The 20229-nt window shown below is 71.3% G+C and carries 22 protein-coding genes; 9 read left to right on the top strand and 13 right to left on the bottom strand.

The genetic code is table 11. The features are described 5' to 3' along the window. Nucleotides 1-19: 19 nt before the first annotated feature. Nucleotides 20-520: an anthrone oxygenase family protein gene (locus BU204_RS22310; protein ID WP_075127677.1), complete on the bottom strand. Its 501-nt coding sequence runs from the start codon at nt 518-520 to the stop codon at nt 20-22. 37 nt (nt 521-557) lie between these two features. Further along, nucleotides 558-1040: a nuclear transport factor 2 family protein gene (locus BU204_RS22305; protein WP_075127676.1), complete on the bottom strand. Its 483-nt coding sequence runs from the start codon at nt 1038-1040 to the stop codon at nt 558-560. 119 nt (nt 1041-1159) lie between these two features. On the opposite strand from BU204_RS22305, the gene BU204_RS22300 reads away from it, so the two are divergent. Together BU204_RS22300 and BU204_RS22295 are read left to right on the top strand one after the other, a co-directional pair. After that, nucleotides 1160-2587: an acyl-CoA synthetase gene (locus tag BU204_RS22300; protein WP_075127698.1), complete on the top strand. Its 1428-nt coding sequence runs from the start codon at nt 1160-1162 to the stop codon at nt 2585-2587. Further along, entirely contained in the window at nt 2584-3912 is a 1329-nt protein-coding gene (locus BU204_RS22295; RefSeq protein WP_075127675.1) for a carboxyl transferase domain-containing protein, read from the top strand. Before BU204_RS22300 ends, BU204_RS22295 begins: the two co-directional genes overlap by 4 nt. A gap of 14 nt (nt 3913-3926) precedes the next feature. Here BU204_RS22295 and BU204_RS22290 read toward each other — a convergent pair whose 3' ends face one another. After that, nucleotides 3927-5315, bottom strand: coding sequence for a hypothetical protein (locus BU204_RS22290; protein ID WP_075127674.1), 1389 nt, complete (start codon nt 5313-5315; stop codon nt 3927-3929). A 363-nt stretch (nt 5316-5678) separates the two neighbouring features. Between BU204_RS22290 and BU204_RS22285 the strand changes: the two genes are divergently transcribed. From BU204_RS22285 to BU204_RS22270, 4 genes are all read left to right on the top strand, one after another. After that, nucleotides 5679-6155 (top strand): DoxX family membrane protein, encoded by a 477-nt coding sequence (locus tag BU204_RS22285; protein WP_075127673.1) that lies wholly within the window; start codon nt 5679-5681, stop codon nt 6153-6155. Nucleotides 6156-6250: 95 nt separating this feature from the next. Further along, nucleotides 6251-7381 (top strand): MBL fold metallo-hydrolase, encoded by a 1131-nt coding sequence (locus BU204_RS22280; protein WP_408608034.1) that lies wholly within the window; start codon nt 6251-6253, stop codon nt 7379-7381. A 47-nt stretch (nt 7382-7428) separates the two neighbouring features. Further along, on the top strand, nt 7429-7770 hold the full coding sequence (locus BU204_RS22275; RefSeq protein WP_233160459.1) for a PadR family transcriptional regulator: 342 nt from the start codon (nt 7429-7431) through the stop codon (nt 7768-7770). Further along, nucleotides 7767-8483 (top strand): hypothetical protein, encoded by a 717-nt coding sequence (locus BU204_RS22270; protein ID WP_075127671.1) that lies wholly within the window; start codon nt 7767-7769, stop codon nt 8481-8483. Before BU204_RS22275 ends, BU204_RS22270 begins: the two co-directional genes overlap by 4 nt. On the opposite strand, the gene BU204_RS22265 is transcribed toward BU204_RS22270, so the two are convergent. Both BU204_RS22265 and BU204_RS22260 read right to left on the bottom strand, forming a co-directional pair. Beyond that, on the bottom strand, nt 8450-9049 hold the full coding sequence (locus tag BU204_RS22265) for a hypothetical protein (RefSeq protein ID WP_075127670.1): 600 nt from the start codon (nt 9047-9049) through the stop codon (nt 8450-8452). The genes BU204_RS22270 and BU204_RS22265 overlap by 34 nt on opposite strands. Beyond that, a complete protein-coding gene (locus BU204_RS22260) occupies nt 9046-9810 on the bottom strand; it encodes an HpcH/HpaI aldolase family protein (RefSeq protein ID WP_075127669.1) in 765 nt (254 codons plus the stop codon). The genes BU204_RS22265 and BU204_RS22260 overlap by 4 nt, the downstream gene beginning before the upstream one ends. Before the next feature lie 102 nt (nt 9811-9912). On the opposite strand from BU204_RS22260, the gene BU204_RS22255 reads away from it, so the two are divergent. Further along, nucleotides 9913-11463, top strand: a complete 1551-nt coding sequence (locus BU204_RS22255; RefSeq protein ID WP_075127668.1) for a tetratricopeptide repeat protein — start codon at nt 9913-9915, stop codon at nt 11461-11463. A 19-nt stretch (nt 11464-11482) separates the two neighbouring features. Here the strand turns inward: BU204_RS22255 and BU204_RS22250 are convergent, their stop codons facing one another. The 7 genes from BU204_RS22250 to BU204_RS22220 form a co-directional block, all read right to left on the bottom strand. Beyond that, complete coding sequence (locus BU204_RS22250) at nt 11483-13882, bottom strand: ATP-binding protein (protein ID WP_075127667.1); 2400 nt, start codon at nt 13880-13882, stop codon at nt 11483-11485. A 15-nt stretch (nt 13883-13897) separates the two neighbouring features. Then, complete coding sequence (locus tag BU204_RS22245) at nt 13898-14518, bottom strand: DUF6879 family protein (RefSeq protein ID WP_075127666.1); 621 nt, start codon at nt 14516-14518, stop codon at nt 13898-13900. Further along, nucleotides 14511-14780: a hypothetical protein gene (locus tag BU204_RS22240; protein ID WP_075127665.1), complete on the bottom strand. Its 270-nt coding sequence runs from the start codon at nt 14778-14780 to the stop codon at nt 14511-14513. Before BU204_RS22240 ends, BU204_RS22245 begins: the two co-directional genes overlap by 8 nt. A gap of 170 nt (nt 14781-14950) precedes the next feature. After that, on the bottom strand, nt 14951-15556 hold the full coding sequence (locus tag BU204_RS22235) for a hypothetical protein (RefSeq protein ID WP_143229653.1): 606 nt from the start codon (nt 15554-15556) through the stop codon (nt 14951-14953). 86 nt (nt 15557-15642) lie between these two features. Then, nucleotides 15643-16779: a hypothetical protein gene (locus BU204_RS22230; RefSeq protein WP_075127664.1), complete on the bottom strand. Its 1137-nt coding sequence runs from the start codon at nt 16777-16779 to the stop codon at nt 15643-15645. Next, the gene (locus BU204_RS22225; RefSeq protein WP_075127663.1) at nt 16776-17108 is read right to left on the bottom strand and encodes a hypothetical protein; all 333 of its coding nucleotides are present in this window, start codon (nt 17106-17108) and stop codon (nt 16776-16778) included. The genes BU204_RS22230 and BU204_RS22225 overlap by 4 nt, the downstream gene beginning before the upstream one ends. Before the next feature lie 13 nt (nt 17109-17121). Beyond that, nucleotides 17122-17604, bottom strand: coding sequence for a YbaB/EbfC family nucleoid-associated protein (locus tag BU204_RS22220; RefSeq protein ID WP_075127695.1), 483 nt, complete (start codon nt 17602-17604; stop codon nt 17122-17124). A gap of 240 nt (nt 17605-17844) precedes the next feature. Between BU204_RS22220 and BU204_RS22215 the strand changes: the two genes are divergently transcribed. Both BU204_RS22215 and BU204_RS22210 read left to right on the top strand, forming a co-directional pair. After that, entirely contained in the window at nt 17845-18252 is a 408-nt protein-coding gene (locus BU204_RS22215) for a DUF3626 domain-containing protein (protein ID WP_233160458.1), read from the top strand. Nucleotides 18253-18566: 314 nt separating this feature from the next. After that, the gene (locus BU204_RS22210; RefSeq protein ID WP_143229651.1) at nt 18567-19346 is read left to right on the top strand and encodes a hypothetical protein; all 780 of its coding nucleotides are present in this window, start codon (nt 18567-18569) and stop codon (nt 19344-19346) included. A 175-nt stretch (nt 19347-19521) separates the two neighbouring features. Here the strand turns inward: BU204_RS22210 and BU204_RS22205 are convergent, their stop codons facing one another. Further along, entirely contained in the window at nt 19522-20220 is a 699-nt protein-coding gene (locus tag BU204_RS22205; protein WP_198942958.1) for an ABC transporter permease, read from the bottom strand. Nucleotides 20221-20229: the final 9 nt, after the last annotated feature.

Raw genomic sequence — 20229 nt, 5'->3', positions numbered from 1 at the left:
CGTAGCCGCCGAGCCCGCGTCAGGTGGCCGGATTCCAGATCATCAGGCCGACGCCCTCCAGCGCCAACGCGGCCAGGCTCGCCACCGCACGCCAGTGGTTCCATCTGGTCCAGCGCGGGGAGTAGGCCGACCAGACCCTGGCGGCCTGGGCGTCGTCGGTCGGCTCCGGGGCGGCCAACAGCGCGTTGTTGAGCGGCACGTTGACCGCGGCGGTGGGGGCGATCGCGCCGAGGACGTACACCGCGGCCGCGGCGAGGAACAGCAGCGCCGCCGCCGTGGCGTCCCTGGTGAACAGCAGCACCCCGGTCAGCGCCGCGACCAGCGGCGGCCCGACGAACGAGGTCAGGAACAGCGGGTTGAGGATCGCCCGGTTCATGCTGGTCATCGCGGCGACGGCGGGACCGGGGCGGATCGCGTCAAGGCCCGGCAAAACCGAGGTGGAGAACGCGAAGAACACCCCGGCCACCGCGCCGGTCAGCACGAGCGCGACCGTCGCCGCGACCGCCGTCAGTACGTCCATGCCTGGCCTCCCCACCTCGGTGGGGACAGTATCCAGGTCAGGCGGCCTCGGCCGCGGCGGCCATGGCGGCGCGGAACAGCACCTGCTGGTTGCCGTCGACCCAGCTGATCCGGTAGGTGATCGCCTGGATGCGCCAGCCGGCCCCGGTGCGGTTCAGTCCGAAGTCGTAGGTGCCGCCGACAGTCCACAGTGGAGAGCCGTGGGGATTGGTCAGCCGGTGCACGCCGAGCACGTTGGCGGTGGCCCGCGCCTGGTCGCCGTCCACGTCGACCAGCACGTTGGTGATCAGGTGCTGGGTCGCTTCCAGACCGTCCATCGTGCGGCGCCACGAGCCCTGCGCGGTGGTGCTCAGCAGCTGGTCGACCGTGCCCTCGCGCGGCTGCCCGCCCCAGAGGTCCGTGTAGTCGGTGAACACGTGCTCGGTGAACAGGCCCCGCAGGCCGTCCCAGTCGCGCCGGTCCAGGTACCAGCCCATCCGGACAACGGTGTCGGTGATGGTCGCGCGGTCGTCCAGCGTCATGGGGACAGCCTGGGCGGTCGTGAGCAACGGCCGCTCGAGGAGCGGTCAGTCCGGTGGGTGCGCCGGTGCCCGCCAACCCGAAGAATGTGGACGTCGTTCCCTACTGGGTGAGGAGTCCGATGCTGTTCCCCGATCCGCCGGCCGGTGACCGCACGGCGCTGCGCTTCCCCGAGGCCGAGCTGAGCTACCGCGACCTCGCCCGCCTCACCGGGCGGCTCGCCGGTGAGCTGGCCGGGCGGCGGCGGATCGCCGTCTGGGCGACCCCGACGATCGAGACCTGTGTCGCGGTGGTCGGCGCGCTGGCCGCCGGGGTGCCGGTGGTGCCGCTGAACCCGAAGATCGGCGAACGGGAGCTGACCCACATCGTCGGGGACAGCGAGCCGGACCTGGTGCTCGCCGCGCCCGGCACGGAGCTGCCGGCCGCGCTCGCCGCCCTGCCCGCGGCGCCGGTCACGCTCGACGCGGCGGACCTGCCGTCGCCGCCCGCCCACCCCGAGCCGGACGACGAGCGACCGGCGTTCGTCGTCTACACCTCGGGCACGACCGGTCCCCCCAAGGGGGTCGTGCTCCCCAGGCGCGCCGTGGCGGCCAACCTCGACGCCCTGGCCGACGCCTGGTCCTGGACCGCCGACGACGTGCTGGTGCACGGCCTGCCGCTGTTCCACGTGCACGGGCTGATCCTTGGCGTGGTCGGTCCGCTCCGCCGCGGCGGCACCCTCCACCACGTCGGCCGCTTCTCCACCGCCGCCGTCGCGGCGGCACTCGACGGCGGCGGCACGATGATGTTCGGCGTACCCACGATGTACCACCGCCTGGCCGCGGACTGCGCTGCCGACGCCGGCCTGGCCGCCTCCGTGTCCCGGGCCCGGCTGCTGGTCTCCGGCTCCGCCGCGCTGCCCGCGACCGACCACGAGCGGATCGCCGCCGCGACCGGCCAGCGCGTGGTGGAGCGCTACGGGATGACCGAGACGCTGATGAACACCTCCGTCCGCGCGGACGGCGACCGCCGCCCCGGCACCGTCGGTCTCCCGCTGTCCGGCGTCTCGCTCCGCCTGGTCGACGACGACGGCGCCGAGCTTTCGGACCCGGACCCCGAGACCGTCGGCGAGATCGAGGTCCGTGGCCCGAACCTGTTCCTGGGCTACCTCAACCGGCCGGATGCCACGGCGGAGGCGGTCCGGGAGGGCTGGTTCCGCACCGGCGACATGGCGGTCCGCGAGCCGGACGGCTACGTGCGCATCGTGGGCCGCCGGGCGACCGACCTCATCAAGAGCGGCGGCTACAAGATCGGCGCGGGCGAGATCGAGAACGCGCTGCTCGAGCACCCCGGCGTCGCCGAGGTCGCCGTCACCGGCGAGCCGGACGAGGACCTGGGGGAGCGGATCGTCGCCTGGGTGGTGCCGGCGGGCGAGCCGCCCATCGAGCAGGAGCTGGCCGACCACGTCGCCCGCCTGCTCGCCCCGCACAAGCGCCCGCGGGTGGTCCGCTTTCTGGAGTCGCTGCCCCGCAACGAGATGGGCAAGGTCATGAAGCGGTCCCTGCGGTGAAGCCCGGTGCGCGCGACGCGATCAGGGCGGTCTCGACCGACTTCACCGAGTTCGATGTGGACGACGGCCGGTACGGTCCCGACGGTCCGCTCGACTGGCCGGGCTACGCCACGCAACGCGAGAGCGCCGCGCGGCTCACCGACACGGCGGAGTCCGTCGTGTGCGGCCGGGCGAGGGTTGGCGCGGCCGAGGTCGTGCTGGTGTCGTTCGACTTCCGCTACCTGGGTGGCTCGGTGGGTACCGGGACGGGCGCGCGCATAGTCCACGCCTTCGACCGCGCCCGGGTGTCGGGCCTGCCCCTGGTGTCCCTGATCGCGACCGGCGGCACCCGCATGCAGGAGGGGATGCTCTCCCTGCGCCAGCTGCAGCTCGTCGCCCGAGCGGCTGCCCGCCTGCGCGAGTCCGGCCTGCCGCACGTCGCCGTTCTCCAGGACCCGACCACCGGTGGCGTCTGGGCGTCGCTGGGAGCCGGCGCGGACGTGATCCTCGCTCTCCCCGGCGCCCAGGTCGCCTTCGCCGGCCGCCGGGTCCGCCCACCCCGCTACGCCGACGACCCCGCGTTCACCGCCGAGCACCAGTACGCCGCCGGCCACGTCGACGAGCTGGTCGCCCCGGACCAGCTCCCCACCCGCCTGGCCGACTGGCTCGTCCACCTCGGACAGCCCGCGCCGGGCTCCATCGACATTCCCCGCCCCCTCGGCGACCAGACACCCCGGGCCCGCGACGCCTGGCACGCGGTCCAGCAGGCGAGATCCCCTCACCGCCCCCGCGCCGCCGCCTATCTCGACGACTACTTCGACAGCCGCGTCCTCATCCGCGGCGACCGCACCGGCGGCGTCGACGAGGGCATGCTCTGCGGCATGGGCCGCCGCCGCGGGCACTCCATCGCCTACGCCGCCCAGACCGGCACCGCGACCACCCCCGCCGGCTTCCGCACGGCGGCCCGCCTGATCCGCCTGGCCGACCGCCTCGGCCTCCCGGTCCTGACCCTCGTCGACACCCCCGGCGCCGCCGCCGACCCCGAAGCCGAACGAGGCGGCACCGGCCCGGCCATAGCCACCCTCTTCGCCACGATCGCCGAGGCCCGCGTCCCGGTGACCACGCTGGTAGTCGGCGAAGGCGGCTCCGGCGGTGCGCTGGCGCTGTGCTCCCAGGACCGCCTCTGGATCACACCGGACGCCTACTTCTCGGTGATAGCCCCGGAACTGGCCGCCCAGATCCTCAAACTCGACCCGTCCGAGGTCCCCGAGCTCGCCGGCCGGCTCCGCCTACGCCCCGAGGACCTGCTGGAGCTGGGCGTGGTCCACGGCATCGCGACGGGGTGAGGCCGACCCACGGGTCAGGTCAGGTGCTTGGCCAGAATGTCCCGCGCGACAGTGTTGGCGATGTCGAGGTGGGCCTGGTCGGGCGGCTGGTCCCGGGTGGAGCCGACCTCGGCGAGCGCGTGCACGCTGACCGACAGCGTGCCCTCGGCCAGGACGACGTCGATCCCGCGCTCGGCCGTCGGCGGTCTCGTGCGCTCGCTGACCCACGCCGACGTCCCACCCAGGCTCGTGCGGTGCGCGCTCTCGTCGACGATCACCGGCCCGTCGGTGATCCGTACGGCCACCCGGACCGTTCGGGTGGCCTCGACGAACATGCAACCGGCGACGTCGTCGATCACCGCGTGCACGTCCGTGCCGGCATGCGCACGCACGATGTCGCCCGCGATGGCGCACGTGACGTTCGCGTCGGCCGACGCGGCGCGGAACACGGCGGCGGCGCCCCGCGGAGCCGGCACCGGCACGTGCGGCCGGCAGCGCACCGGATCCGCCGTGTAGTAGCCGCACACCCCGGCCACCGGCAGGTCCGGCTCCTCCGGCCGGTAGAGGAGCTGGCGTGCCGGACGCACCGCCTCGCCGGCGGTCGGGGCCGTCGCCACCGCCGCGGCCAGTCGTCGGGCGAGGGCACAGTCCGGTGCGGACAGCTCGCTGAGCTGCTCTCCCGCGTCGCCGGCCGGTCCGTTGCTCCACCGCACCGTGCAGCGGCCCCGTCCGCGGCTCACCACCGCCCGTCGTCCCGCGACCTGGCTTGGCTCGCCGCCGGTCAGGCGGCCGTAGGCGAGGCTGAGGCGCACCCGTTCGTCGGCGCAGGCGTCGATGCCGTGGTCGCCGGTGGCGTCGTGGGCGACGCGGCGGTCGAGTACCGCCGACAACATCGCGCACGGGTCCCAGCTCGCCATCGGCGCGCCGGCCCGCGGCGTCTCGGGCTTGGTCAGCCGCTCCGCCGCGCCCTCGGCGAACGACGCCGCCACCGCGCACAGGTTCTCCGCACCGCCGAACGCCGCGAAGCGGATCGACAGCTCGTGGCTCACCGGCAGGTGCAGGAAGCACATCGTCCGCGGCTCGTTGGCCCAGCGCTCGACGTATGCCTTCGCCTCACCCAACGCGCGCGGGTAGTAGTCGTCCAGCCGGTCCCGGTCGGTCAGCGCCATGCCGAGACGGACGGACACGCGGACACCGCCCGCCGTGGTCACCTCGCACCGGTGCGGCCCGAGCGGTCGCACAGGTCCGTCGGCGGGGGTGAGCAGTGCGCACGCGTCGGTCCGCCGCAGTGCGGCCAGCACCGCCCGTTCGTCCCGTTCGGCCGCGGCGGGGCGCCCGGCCAGGGGCAGTCCGGCTTGCTCGACCGTGCACCCGGCCAGGACCAGCACACCGACCAGCACCGCCCGTGCCGCGCGCTTGACCATGGTGCCCCCACAACGACCTGGCTGAGGGCAGCCTACGCCGGCCCGACGCCCCCCACACCTACGCCGATGGACCGACCCGCCCCTCTCTCGGCCGCCATCCGGGGTAGCCGCCCGGCCGCGCCACCGACACGCCGTCGGCGCTGCCCGGCCAGCGCGTGTCCCGGCAGGACTGGGACGGCCCCTGCCCCTCCCGGCGTACGCCGAGGCCCCGGCCTACGCCTGCCGGACCCGTCACCGCGCCGCCCCCGGCCGTACCTCGCCGTACTCCACGCACCCCCACCGAGCAGCGGCAATGCCGCCGTTGATCGGACGCGGCGGCTGCCTTCCCACCGTCAGGCTTGTCTGCGGAGAGAGGAGCCACAGATGACCACCACCCAGGAGCGCCCCGCGCCCCCCACGCCCCAGGCCACCAGCCGGCCCGAAGCCGCACTGACCGCCCTCGCCGGCCGTATCGGTTTACCCGCCCTGCGGTTGACCCTCGCCCTCACGTTTCTCTGGTTCGGCGCCCTGAAGATAACCAACGACACCCCGGTCGCCGACTTCGTGCGGGACACGGTCAGCTGGGTCCCGCTGCTCGACGGCGGCTGGTTCGTCCCGTTCCTCGGCGTGGTCGAGGTCCTGCTCGGCGCGGCGTTGCTGCTCGGCCGCGGCCTGCGGATCGTGCTCCCGCTGCTGTTCGCCCACCTGGGCGGCACCTTCCTCGCGCTGGTCACCCAGCCCGAGGTCACCTTCCAGGGCGGCAACGTGCTGATGCTCACGACCGAGGGGGAGTTCGTGATCAAGAACCTGATCCTGCTCAGCGCGGTCCTCGTGCTCTACGGAGCCCGCGCCCGCCGCTGACCCCGACGCCGGACGCCGCACACCCGCTCGCGGGTGTGCGGCGTTTCTCTCAGTCCGTCCTCAGCGAAACCGGTGCACCATCGGAAGTGGACCGACTGCGGGAGGACAACGTGTCGTTGATCAGCGACCTGGTACGACGTTCGGCACTGCTGGTGCCGGTTGGCGCGGGCGCGGCGCTGGTGCGCGCCGGCTGGCAGGTGCCCGCCGCCCTCGGCGGACGGGCCTCGGGCGAGCGGCTGGCCCGGATGCAGGCGTCCCCGAACTACCGGGACGGCATGTTCCACAACACCGTCCCCGCGAGCATCGCCGGACCGTCGGGCAGCGTGCTGCGGGACTTCGTCCTGGGCCGGGAGCGCCGCAAGCCCACCGGTCCGGTGCCGCTGGCCGTCCCCGACTTCGGCGCCGCGGCCGACGGGCTGCGGGTGAGCTGGCTCGGCCACGCCACCGTGCTGGTCGAGATCGACGGCCGGCGGATCCTGTTCGATCCGGTGTGGAGCGACCGGGTGTCGCCCTCCCCGCTGGTCGGCCCGAAGCGGCTGCACCCGGTGCCGGTGCCGCTGGCCGACCTGCCGCCGATCGACGCCGTGGTGATCTCCCACGACCACTACGACCACCTGGACATGGTGACGGTCCGGCGGATCGCGCGGCTCTGGCCGGAGACCCGGTTCGTCGTGCCGCTGGGGGTTGGCGCCCACCTGGAGCGCTGGCGGATCCCGGTCTCGCGCATCGACGAGCTGGACTGGGCCGAGTCCGCCACCGTGGGCGATGTCGAGCTCACCGCGACCGCGGCGCGGCACTTCTCCGGCCGGTTGAAGCCGGGCGGCAACGACACGCTCTGGGCGTCCTGGGTCGTCGCCGGCGCCACCCAGCGCGTGTTCTACACCGGCGACTCGGGCTACTTCGACGGCTACCGGGAGATCGGCGAGCGGTACGGGCCGTTCGACGCGACGTTCGTGCAGGTCGGGGCCTACTCGCCGCACTGGCCGGACATCCACATGACTCCCGAGGAGGGCGTGGCGACCCACCAGGCCGTCCGGGGTGGACTGCTCGTCCCGGTCCACTGGGGCACGTTCAACCTGGCCATGCACTCCTGGTCCGAGCCCGTCGAACGGGTGCTGGCCGACGCCGCACGGGAGGACGTCCAGGTGGCGGTGCCGCGCCCGGGGGAGTTGCTCACGGTTTCCGACGCTCCCGACCCGGACGGGTGGTGGCGCTCGATCGCCTGATCAGGCCCCCGGTCACGGCCGGTAGAGGCCCTAAGTAGAGTTAGACGATGCCTGGGGCCAGTTCGACGCCGCGGATGACGCTGCCGACGCAGCGGGTTCTGCGTACGCTGCTGGACGACCCGGCCCGGGAGATGTACGGGCTGGAGATCTGCGCCGCCGCCGGCCTCCCCAGCGGGACGATCCACCCGATCCTCGCCCGGCTCGAGGGCGTCGGATGGGTGCGCAGCCACTGGGAGAGCATCGACCCCCGCGTCGAGGGGCGCCCGCGGCGGCGCTACTACCGGCTCGACCCCAACAGCATCGCCACGGTCCAGGCCGCGCTCGCGCGGGCGGACGCGGCGGTGGCCCGGCTGCGGCTCCGGCCGGGACTCGCGGGGGAGGGCCAGTGATCGGTGTTCGGCTCCGCTACACGCTGTCCGGGTTCGGGCTACGCCTGAGTGGGCTGGTCCGGTACAGCGCCTTCCCCCACGGCGACCGGCATGCCGACGCCTTCCGGTCGATCGGCCGCCTCGGCTCGTTCGAGTCGGTCGAGGACCCGAAGATCCGCGGCCGGGCACGCACGCTGGCGCTGGTCCTCGCCCACTCCTACATCCGCGCCCACCAGCTGACCGCCTCGATGGAACGGCACATGGGCACGGGTCGGTACCGGCTGCGCCACATCGCCGACGCCGACCTGATCAGCGACCGCCTGGTGGGCCTAGCCGACGTGGACGACGCCTGGGAGCTGACCTTCGCGATCGCGCGGGTACGGGACATCGCCAGCGGGATCCCCGGGGCGGGTGCCCTGGTCCGCACCCTGGCCGACGCACACGACATCGCGCGGGCGATCGCGCTGTCCGGCGCGGACTTCTCGATGCGCGTGCTCGTCATCCGCCTGAACCCGCTGTCCCGCATGCTGGTGTCGATGTCGGTGGCGGTCCTGCCGGCCGAGCACCGCGAGCGCTTCGGCACGGAGTTCCGCGCGGAGCTGTACGACCTGCGCCCCTCGCGCAAGCGCCAGATCCTCTACGCCTGGCGGCAGCTGCGCCACGCCTTCGTACTGCGGCGTTCGCTGCGCCAGGCCAACGGTCACGCCGAGCGTGAGCGGCGGACCGACACGTAGCCGGCGAGCAACAGCAGCGGCGAGAGCACCGCGACCCCGCTGGACGCGACGACCAGCACGGTGAGCCCGCCGGCCCGGACGGCCTCGTCGCCCTCGGCGTGGATGGGCAGGGTGTCGCCCTGCTGCTGGGCGAAGGACAGCTCGATCTCCCCGGTGTACTCGCGTCCGCCGAGCCGCCAGCTGGCCTCGCAGTCGTCGTCGAGCTCGCCGCCGTCCTCGCACCGGACGACCTTGGCGGTGGCCGGTTCGCCCCGCAGGTAGGTGAGCGACTCGCCGAAGTAGGCCAAGCCGAACACGGTCGCGGTCAGCACCGCGCCCACCCCGAAGAAGGCCAGCGACACCAGCACGACGTCCGGCCGGTGCTCGACGACCGCGCCGATCACCGACAACACGACCAGCACCAGGCCGGCCAGCGCGCCGAGCAGCCCGGCCACCAGCTCGGCGGTGCCCGTGCTGAACAGCCACACCGCGAAGGCCACCAGGCAGGCCGTGCCCGACAGGACCGTGAGCCAGCCCCGCGGGCTGATGTCCGCTCCGTTGGTCGGGCTCTCCACCGCGGGGCTCACGACCGGGCCGCCTCGAGGTGTGCCCGGGCCGCGGCCTCGAGGTGGGACAGGTCCGAGGAGATCGAGGCGAACGTGAAGCCCTCGGCCAGGCGCCGGGCGGCCGTCTCGCCGTTGGGCGTGTGGATGCCGGCCGCGATCCCGGCCCGCCGGGCCGACTCGCGCACCCGGGTGACGGCCTCCTCGAACTCGTCGGCGACCGCCGGGTCCATCGGGAACGCGCCGCCCACCGCGAGGCTCAGGTCGGACGGGCCCACATACACCCCGTCCAGGCCCGGTGTCGCGCAGATCGCGTCCAACTGGGACAGCGCGCCCGCGGTCTCGATCATCGCGATCACCACGGTGACAGCGTTTGCCTCGCCCGGCGTGGTGCCCACCTTCTGCCCGGCCCGGCCCGGCGCGAACGAGCGCCGCCCCAGCGGCGGGTACCGCACCGAGGCCACCGCGTCGGCGGCGTCGGCAGCCGTGTCGACCAGCGGCACGATCACCCCGACCGCACCGGCGTCCAGCGCCCGCCCGATCGGCGTGATGTCGTTGGCCTCCACCCGGACCAGCCCGACGGTGTCGCCCCCGGCCGCGTCGAGCGCGATCAGCGACGCCAGCAGCCCGGAGTAGCCGATCATGCCGTGTTGCCCGTCGAGGCACACGTAGTCATAGCCCAGCCGCCCGAGCCGTTCGGCGGCCGGCGGCGCGTCGAGCACCGACCAGTACCCGATCACCGGCTCCCTGGCGCGAAGCCTGGCGGCGAACTCGGCAGCGGTCATGGCGGCGGTACCTCCTGATTTCGGGATGGCGCTTCCATCCTCTCGTGTCCGACCATGTCACGCTGGTCGCGCCACTCGCGACTCAGCGGTGGGAGGTGAGGGATGAGGCGGCACCGGAAGGTCCGGTCGGTGCGGGACCCGGTCGAGGTCGGCGTGCACCGGGCGGAAGGCGGCATGCCGCCCTACGTCCGGCGTGACCAGCACGACACGCTGCTGGCCCTGCTGCGCCCCGGCCGGTTCGCCCTGGTTGTCGGCGACTCCGTCGCCGGCAAGACGCGGCTGGCCTGGGAGGCGGTCCGGGATCGCCTGCCCCGCCACGCCCTGTTCACGCCCGCCCCCGCCACGCTCGCCCGCACGCTCGAGGAGATGTCGACGGTCCGCCGGGCGGTGCTCTGGCTGGACGACCTCGAGCGCTACCTGGACGTGCTCACCCCGGCCGCTGTCGACACCCTCCTGTCGCGGGGACACCGGGTGATCGTCGCGACCCTGCGCCTGCAGGAGCTGGGCCTGCTGGCCGCCGAGTCCGACCGAACCCTGGCCGAGGGCCGCCACCGGGTCCTGGCCGCGGCCGAACACGTCCGCGTCCCGAGCGAGTTCTCGCCGACCGAGCAGGGCGCGGCGGCCTCCCCGGCCCAGCTGGCCGGTGCCCCGGCCCTGCTGGCGCGGTGGCGCGAGGACGAGGCGCACCCCCGGGGCCGCGCCCTGGTCTCGGCCGCGGTCGACTGCCGCCGAGCGGGGTTCCTCAGCCCACTCCCGGTGGCACTGCTGGACGAGGTGGTCGCGCACTACCTCCCTGCCGACGCCGGGGAGTCCGCACCGCGGGCCTGGCGCTGGGCGACCGAGCGATGCCCCAACGCCCTCCTGGAACGCGACGGCGACACCGTGGTGGTCTTCGACTACCTCGTGGACCACGCCCAGCGGACGCACCCGTTCGACCACGTACCCGACGAGGTGCTGCGCACGGCGTTGCGCCACGCGAGCCCCGCCGACGCCCGATCGATGGGTTACGTGGCCGGCCAGGCCGGCCGCTACGAGCTGGCCCTGGAACTGCACCAGACGACCCTCAACGGCTCGACCGACGCGGTGCAGAACCTGGCCCGCCGCAACAGCGTGGCGGTGATGCTGGCGCACCTGGGGCGCCACGAGCAGGCCCTGTCCGAACACCGGGCGGTGCGGGAGGCGCGTGCGCACCTGCTGGGCCCCGACCACCCCGACACCCTCGTGAGCAGCACGAACGTGGCCAACGCGCTCAACGCCCTCGGCCGCCACGAAGCCGCGCTGGCCGAGCACCGGCACGTGCTGTCGGTGCGCGCCCGCCTGTTCGGCGCGGACCACCCGGAGACGCTGACGAGCCGCGACAACGTGGCCACCGTCCTGAACAACCTCGGCCGCCAGGACGAGGCGCTCGAAGCGCACCGCACGGAGCTGACGGCCTGCGTCCGGGTGCTGGGCGCCGACCACCCCGACACGCTGATCAGCCGCCACAACCTGGCCACGGTCCTGATGGACATGGGCCGCTTCCGCGAGGCGGCCACCGAGCTGCGCGAGGTCCTCCACGCCCGCCGCCAGGTCCTCGGCCCCACCCACCCCGAGACCCTCACCAGCCGAAACGCCCTGATCACCGCGATCCTCGAGACCGCCCGCTACGGGTGAGAAGCCGCGGTCGCGTCGGTCAGCGGTCGGTCCGCGTCAGTATCCCGTTCCGGGTGGCCGTCGCCACGTCGTCGCCGAACTCCGCCAGCAGCGCGAGTGCCTGTCGCCAGTGTTGGCGTGCCTGATCGACATCGCCGTCCTGGTGAAGCGCGGTGGCCAGGTGGTTGAGTGCGACCGCCCACTGCCAGGTGTCCCCGAGCTCCTCGTGGACCTGTGCCGCGCGCCGGTGAAACTTGGCGGCCTCCTCGTCGTTGCCCAGCGCTTGGAACGCCTGGCCGGAACCGTCGATGGCCGTTGCCTCTCGGCTGCGATCTCCGAGCCGCCGGTGCAGGACGGCCGCGTCGTGGAAGTTGGCCAACGCTTCGGGCGCGCGTCCGCCGGCGAGTTGGATGTTCGCCAGTTCGGTCAGCCAGTGCCCACGCCACACGTCGTTGTCGTGCTCCTCGGCGATGTCGAGCGCTTCGGCGATGGCGGTTTCGGCGTCGGCAAGGCGACCGGCCGTCCGCAGTGCCTTCGCGAGGATGAACAGTCCGTTGCCCACACCGGACCCGTCCCCAAGATCACGCAGCGTCGCCAGCGCACGACGTGCCATGTCGATCGCGGGCACGGGCGAGCCGTAGTCGGTCAACGTCTCGGCGAGGTTGGCCCGCAGCAGGGCCCACATGCGGCGGTCTCCGAGCGAGGCGAACATGTCGGAACCGGCAGTGAAGTTCTCCCGCGCGACATCGAGCTGTCTGCGCCGCAGCGCCAACAGGCCGAGCGCGTTGATGGACTTGGCTTCGCCGAACCGGTCGCCGCGGCGCTGCCGCAAGGCCAGCAGGCGGGAGTGGTGCACTGTCGCCTCATCGAACATGCGAGCCTGGAAGAACGCCTTCGCCAGAGTGTCCAGTGTCTCGCTCTGCGCGGTGTCGTCGTCGAGCTCGACGGCCGCATCCAGACCGATCCTGCCCACGGCGATCCAGTCGTCGAAGTGGTTCTGGTGCATGTAGATCGCGCGTAGGACCGCGGCAAACGTCCACGCGGTGCTGTTGCGCCGGTTTTCACGCGCGCCGTGCACGGCGGCCACGATGTTCCGCGACTCCGTTCGGTACCAGGTGAGGGCGTCGGCATAGCTCTCGAACGTGAGGGGGACGACCCCCGGGGCCGGCTCGCCCACCACCGTGTAGCTGTCGAACGGCGCTATGAGGCGTTGCGCGGCGTCGGCGGTGTGCAGGTACCACGACAACACGCGGTCCACCGCCGCGCTGATCTCGGCCCGGTCCCAGTGGGCCAACTGGTCGACGGCGTAGGCGCGCAGAAGATCATGGAACTGGTACCGACCTGGGCCAGTGTGCTCGATGAGCTGGGCACCGACCAACGCGTCGAGGTTCCTGCGAGCCGCGCCAGTGGCCAACCCGGCCAGCGCGGCAGCGGCCGGAAGGCTGAAGTCCTCGCCGGGATGCAGTCCGAGCAGGCCGAACGTCTCGGCGGCGTGCGGTGGCAGTGCCCGGTACGACCAGGCGAAGACGGTTCGCACCGCTTCGGCGTCCTCGTCTCCGTCCGGGGTCAGCGCGGCCCAGAGGTTGCCCGACTGGTGGCGGAGATCGGCGACCAGTTCCGACAGCTGCATGCGCGGGCGTCCTGCCGCTCGTTCGGCCGCGATCCTCAGCGCGAGTGGCAACCGCGCGCACAAGCGAACCAGTTCCAGAATCTCGCTGTGGTCGTCGTGGCCTCGGTATCCCTGAGTCACCGTGCGCAGCAGGGCTACGGCGTCTTCCTCGCTCAGCAGGCCCAGCTCGACCCTGGCAGCGCCCTCCCGGATGACCAGGCCCGAGAGTCGACTTCGACTGGTGACGATGACCAGGCACTCGCGTGAACCGGGAAGCAACGGCCGTACCTGCGCGACGGTGGCCGCGTTGTCGAGAACGATCAGCATTTGCCGGTCGGCCAGGACCGAGCGGAACAATGCCGATCGATCCTCCAGAGCGTGCGGTACCGCCCCGGGTGGAACGCCGAGATCCCGCAGGAACCGACCAAGGGCGTTGTCCGGGACCACGGGCAGGCTCGGATCGTATCCGCGCAGGTTCATGTAGAGCTGACCGTGGGGGTACTGGTCTCGGAGGTTGTGCGCCCAACGTAGCGCCAGTGACGTCTTCCCAACGCCGGCGGTCCCGGTAATCACCACAACCAACGGCCCGCCGTCCCCCACCTCGACGATCTTGCCTAGCCGGGCGAGCTCGGTCTGCCGGTTGACGAAGCCCCGGTCGGGAGCCGGAAGTTGTTGCGGCACTACGGTGAAGGACGGTTCCTGGCGAGAGTGGAAGTGGATGCCGCCGCGAACGTCCCGAGCCTGCACGAAATCGCCGATATCGCCCGCGGCGTCGACCTGGTTGTCCACGGGCTCCGGTGCGTCCGCGCCTGACGGTTTCTCGTCGCGCATCTGCTGCGCCGAAGGCTACGCCTCCGGCACGCGTCCAGGTGCGGGCAGGGTAACGACGCGGCGGTCAAAGTAGGACTGCAATGGTTCTCCTTTTGTGTACAGATCTACTATGAAGCGTCGGCAACGCTCGATCACTTCGCGCGCGGTGAACTTTCGTGCTGAGTCGAGTATCCCCGTCTCGTCGTAGATTGCTTCGTACATCAGTTCGGTCCCCAGGGTGTAGATCTCAGGAAGAGGGCCGCTGGTCTCCCATTCGCCGACCATTTCCGCGCCTATGACTCGGACCAGTCCGCCGTTGGCGTCCCGTGCGCGCAGTACGTGCAGCTCCCACTGCAGATAATCGGTGACCGGCTCTTCTACTACTCGGACCCGTTTGGCGGCAAAACCGCTGTCGGCGATCCTGCCGTAGTAGTCGCGCATCGTCGGGAGCTGGGCCTCGATCAGCTCGAGCGACTTGGCCCAGTCGCCACGGGCGAACGCCTGCCAGCTGTCGTTCTCAGGTTCCTGGAAGTACTGTCCTCGCTCCAGTTTCCAGAACCCGGGACTGCCGGTGTGCCAGAAGTGGCGCTCGAAGTCCTCCCGGTAGGAGTCCAGGGGCAACCACTCGAAATCGGCCCCGCGGAGCAGTTCATGCATCGGGGATGTCCGGCTTCGCGGCGAGCATCATGTTGCGAGGAATTATTACCAGTCGTTCGTCCGGATCGATGCTCACCCCTGCCGGAAGTCGTGTGGAGTAGGAGGAAGTGCCGTCTTGCCCGATGATTGCGACGTCGCCGTTGTCGAGCTCCCAGATGTCGGGGCAGCTGGCTTCGCCGGAGGTGTCACCGAGTTCGTGTGCGGATTTTCCCAGTCGGCGGTAGAAGGAGGCCGAAAAATCCGCGCGCCACTTTTTGGTCATGATTCCTCGGGTCTTATGAGGTCACGTGTTCTTGCAAATTTACCAGTATGTGCTGGTAGCGTCCACTGGCCTCACTCTTTTGGACCACTATTGACTATTCGAGGAGTCGCGGCGGGGAGTTTTCGTCTCCCGGTCAGATAAGTGATCTTCTCGGCGGCTAGATCCCACGGTCAGGTTGCCGGGCGGCCGTTCCAGTGGATGATGTCCGGGAACTCGTGGTATTTCCGGAGATGGTGGACCTCGCCGCGCCCGTGCAGCGGGAACGTGAACGTCGAGCCGTCCGGCCAGGTGATCGTCCGGGTGCGGAAGCTGATCTCCGGTCGCTCGGGCTGCTGGGCGTGCCACAGGATCCGCGGTGCCGGGGCGTCGGCCACCTCCACGTAGGTCGGTCCCGTGTCGATCACGGCCAGGTGGGACGGCGAGCAGGCCAGCCACGGGCCCGACGCCGACCGCATGCTGTCGAGCAGACCGAGCGCCAGCGCACCGGCCGGTCCGGTGACGTGGATGTCCCGCGTGAACGGGTTTCCCGCCCCGCCGGCGTTGAACAGCGAGAAGACCGTGACGGCGGCGCCGCCCACACCGCGCGCGGCGTTCCAGAAAAACCGGCGAATCAGGCGTTTCCCCTTCACCGTGCCGTCAAGGCGCCGGCCGGGTACGGCGAAGCCGAGGTCGACCTTCTCGTCGAGGCGCAGGACGATCACCGGTTCGCGCCACTGGCTCCGCACGAGCTGCTCGACGCGCTCGCGGTGGCCGGGGCGCACGAGGGCCTTGTCCACTCTGGCCTGCGTGCGCTCCTCACGCGCGGCCAGGTCGCGGATGGCCCGCTGCCTGGCCTCGCCCCGGGCCTGGTCGCCGAGGGATCCTAGATGTCCAGGTTCCTCCGGGTCTCCTCCGCGCTCTGGTCCCCGCCGATCGCGCTCTTGTTGAACCACGGCTCTCCTCCGAGGCCGACGTCTTCGGTGGCTTCGCTCTCGATGGCCTTGCCGGCCCCGATCCCGGCCTTGACACCCGCACCGCTCAGGAACGGCCGAACGCCGACCGAGGTGCCGAACATGGTCGTCAGCACGCGGTTGCTCGGCGTGAGCGCGACCCCCGCGGTGTTCTCCAGCACGTCCAGGCTGAACTTCGACTCGCCGGCGTAGGTGCCGATCCGGAACTTCCTCGTGGCCTGCATGACCTTCGTCGAGTACTTCGCGAGGTAGTCGATGAACGTGTCGAGCAGCTTGCCGAACCGGCCGAGGTACCCGGTGACCTTCTTGAACATGGCGGCGGCCTTGGCGATCGACGCGGTCATGGCCGCCGCGACCGAGCTGCCGAAGCTGATCACCGACGAGGCCAGCGCCGGCAGCCAGATGGTGATCAGCCAGGACACCAGCTCGGTGATGATGGCCTTGATCACCTCCTCGATGACCACCATGACCATCGACCACATCTGCAGCACCTCGGCCACCGAGCCGGCGGCCGAGCCGACGCCGCGGATGCCGGCCGAGAAGTCGCCCAGCGCCTCCCGCGCCGCGGTGCCGGCGTCGTCGATCCAGTCCTTGAGCGCGGTGTCGCCGGTCTTCTCGAAGTCGTCCGCCAGTGCGACGAAGCCCTGGGCGATCGTGACGAAGTTGTCCGACGCGTGTCCGATGGCCGGGCCGTCCCCGCTGACCTGGTGCAGCGCGTCCTGCAGCGGCTGCACCAGCTCGAGCAGCATGTTCAGCCCGTGGCTGACCAGCCACCCGATCGGGTCCATCGCGAACGTGACGACGTCGGCGGCGGCTGCGCTCGCGAACGCGGCCCCGTCACCGACCAGCGCGGCGCCGGCGGAGGCGAGCTCCTGCGGGTTGTCCGCCTCAGCCGCCTGCTGCGCGTGCTCGGCGATCGACTTCCCGGACTTGTACACGGTGCCGACGACCGGGACGTGTCCGACCGCCCGGTCGATGTTCGCACCCGTGCTCTCGTCGTACGCCTCGACCTCGAGCGCGTCGGCGATGCTCGGCCTCGGCTCCGTCACGGGCCCTCCAACGCTTCGATCTGTGCCTCGTACTGGCCGAACCGGACAGTGCCGGCGTCCTCGATGCCCTGGTACATCTGCGCCGACTGGTCGATCTTGGTGGTGAGCGCGTCGACGCCGCTCTTCATGTCCTCGAGCAGCGAGCGCAGCTCGGCCAACCGGTCGGTGTAGCCCTGCTTGGCGAAGGAGCCGATGATGCCCCACGCCTCGTTGGTCACGTCGGCGGCGTCGATCAGGTTGCCGAACTTGTCGGCCTCGCCCTCGTAGTAGCCGAGCTGGCGGGCGTAGGCCGTGAGCGCGGCGATGTCGACCTGGGTCCCCTCTGACATGGCTCCCCTCCCGTCAGCGTCCGTAGATGGTGTCCTGGTCGAAGTCGTCGTCATCGGAGGGCGTCGGGCGCCGCCGGGACGAGGACGTCTCGTCCTGCGACGCGGCGCGGTCCTCCGGGGTTCCGAACGCCTCGGCCTGGGCCTGCCGGACCTGCTCGGAGGTGTTGACGCCAAAGGCGCCACCGAACACCTCGTCCACGATCCCGGCCTGCTGCCGCGCGGCTCCGGCGACCGCCTCGCGCAGCGCGGTCATGATCGTCGCCGACAGCTCGGCCGGGCCGAGGCGCATCGCCCCGGGGGCGAGGCGGATGTCGGTGACCATCCCGCCGGCACCGGCGACCACTGTCACGTTGCGGTCGGGAGACGTCGCGACGCTCTCGACCTGCGCGACGCGCTCTCCCATGTCCGACACGCCCGCGAAGCGGGCCTCGGCCTGCCTGATCCTGGCGCCGAACTTCTCGAACTCGGCGATCATCTGGTCCATGTGGCTGGACATGGTCATCTCCCCGTGCGTGGCTGAACCGGGCCATCATCGCACGTCAGGCCGACGGTGTTCGCGGATTCGAATGATCGTGGATACTGTCGCCGTGCGCCGTTCCCAGCGGCTGGCCGTTGACCATGTCAGAACATTGGCGACCGGAGAGCCAGGGGATCCGTCCTGGCGGGTGACGCTGCACTTTCATCCCGATCGGCTGGTGGCCGGAGTGCCGATCCTTCGGCGCCCGAGGCCTTCGGGGTGGTGTCGCGGCTGTCGACACTGGTCGCCCTCGCGGACGCGGATGACAAGGACGCCCTCGACGATTATGTGGAGGCGCACGTGCACGGCGTGGTCGACTTCTCGCGCGACGTCGAGGCCCTGGTGCTCGATCCCTGTTACCGGGCGACCCCGATCGAGAGTGCCGCTCGCGAACTGGCGTGCCCGATCGAGTGGCATGGCGGTTTCGCGCTGACCACGGCGGAGCTCAGGCGCCATCCGTCGTATCGCGGGGCGGAGTTCGTCGCGCTCGGTGTCTCGCTGGCGCGGTCCGGAAGGCTTGATCCTGGGGTGATCGGGGACGCTTCTCGGACGGGGCGGTACGACGAGCAGGCTCTGAAACGGGTTTGGCACTACGTGGCGCGGTTCGGGACGACCGAGTTGGCGTGAGCCGGGGACGCGCGGGTTCCCTCCCGCCTGGTGGAGGGTAGATATTCCACATTGCAGTGTCGGTCGCCACCTAGTTCGTTACAACTGATGATGTCCGTGTTGCGTCCACCAGTGGGATGAGCTGGGTCCTGTCGTGCCGGTTCCCGCCGCTCAACGTCATGGCGAGATCAGCAGTTCACAGCATGAGATCCCGGTCTTGAGCACGGAACACGATCCCGCCAACGCCACTCGGTCATTCACCGGCAGCTCTGCGCATACGCGTTCGGGTGGAACTACTCATTCGGCGGTGGCGTAGGCGTGGGTAGCGTGTGGGCGTGGTCACTTTATCCCGGTTCTTCGCGCTGGGCTGTGCCGCTTTGGTGCTGGTCTCGTGCGGTTTTCTCAGTGGCGGCGTCAGCGCCGGTAACGAGGAAACCGACCGGCAGTCCGAGACCCTGGCCGTGGCGATCGGCTACCCGCGGCAGGAGGACGCGCTCGGGTTCGCGCGTGCCGCGCTGGGTACCACGCTGGGCAGGAGCGGTGGTTTCAGCGTGCTGGAGGCCACGGACCTGGACCGCCGGGACGTCGAGGACCCGATGGCGCGCCTGGTCTGGCGAATCCACCGCCCGGCGTCCGACTCCAAGTGGGGGCAAACCCCGGAGATCAACGCCTGTTACGAGGTCGAGTTCAACTACTACGGGGCCTCTTCCGGTCCGACCCGGATCCCGTGTCCGGAGAACGCCACCGCGATCACGCCACCACCGGTGCCGAGGCGGGACATCCCGCAGGAGTTCGCCCCGGCCCTGACGGCCGTCCTCGGCGCACTGCCCGCCACACCCAGCGAGGCGGACGTGCGGGCCGCGCTCACCGCTGGCCTGCCCGCCCCGCCCGTGGACCCTGAGACCGGCCTTGCCGGCGTCCCGCCGCAGGTCTTCGTCCGGGTCAGGGGTGCTGACGTCGGCGTGGCGCTGTTCGCCCGCACCGGCGTCGAGAGCAGGGACTGCATGATGGGCCACCGGGTCAACGGTGTCGTGAAGGTGTGGTCGCTCAACTGGCGTGACCTGGACATGCGGGAAATGACGTGTGACGCGGACGTTGCCGTCTCCGGGACCTGAGGACGGCCGAGGGCACGTCCGCACAGCCCGCGGTCGCGGTCTTCGCGCCCAGCCCGCCGCTGGCGGCGTTGTCGGGACAGGCCGAGAACGACCGGTACGAGGCCTGCCCTCCGCCTTGCCAGCGACGACCTGGATCACGAAGCCCATCGACCGGGACTGTGAGGACGCGCCCTAGTCAGTTGGCCTCGCCGGTGAGGGCGAAGGAGCGGAGCTTGGTCGTGGCGCCGTAGATGCCGACAGCTACGAAGATGGCGGCGACGATCATGGCGGTGGTGACCGAGAGGGTGTCGTCGAGCATGTCGGACTGCGCTATGGCGTTGGCGAAGGTCGTCGCATGTTGTTTGACGCTGAAGACGCGGACGCCGTCGACAAAGTTGACCAGGAGGTTCTCCCACAACATGATGTAGACGAGGCCCACGGCGACGGGGCGCTTGGTCAGCAGGCTCAAGGCCAGGAACAGGGAGCAGTAGGCCAGTGAACCGAGCAGTGCGCCGCAGACGAGGCCGCCGGCCAGGGCTGCCGAGCCGGCGATCAGGCCCGCGACTGCCAGCGGGACGCCGGTTGCCACCGTTGTCACCAGCCAGGCCACGCACAGCTTGGACAGCACTATCTCGCTGCGGGGCAACGGCTTGGTCAACAGGTGGGTGATCGTTCCGTCGTCGATCTCCAGGCCCAGGACGCTGCTGCCGACGATCAGGGCGGTCAGGGGCAGGATCACGCCCAGGCCCAGGTTGCCGAAGACCACCGGGCCCCAGTGCGCGGGCTCCTCGCCGGTCATGATGCCGATCAGGGTCAGGCCGATCAGCACCAGGGGCATCGGAATCAGCATCAGCACCCGGCGGCGGCCGAGCAGGGCGCGGGCGGTCAGGCTCATCACGGTCGT

It is taken from the genome of Actinophytocola xanthii, assembly GCF_001921205.1.
GTDB classification, from domain to species: domain Bacteria; phylum Actinomycetota; class Actinomycetes; order Mycobacteriales; family Pseudonocardiaceae; genus Actinophytocola; species Actinophytocola xanthii.
Note: the sequence above shows the minus strand (reverse complement) of the source record. Positions and strands in the feature narration are given on the sequence as shown.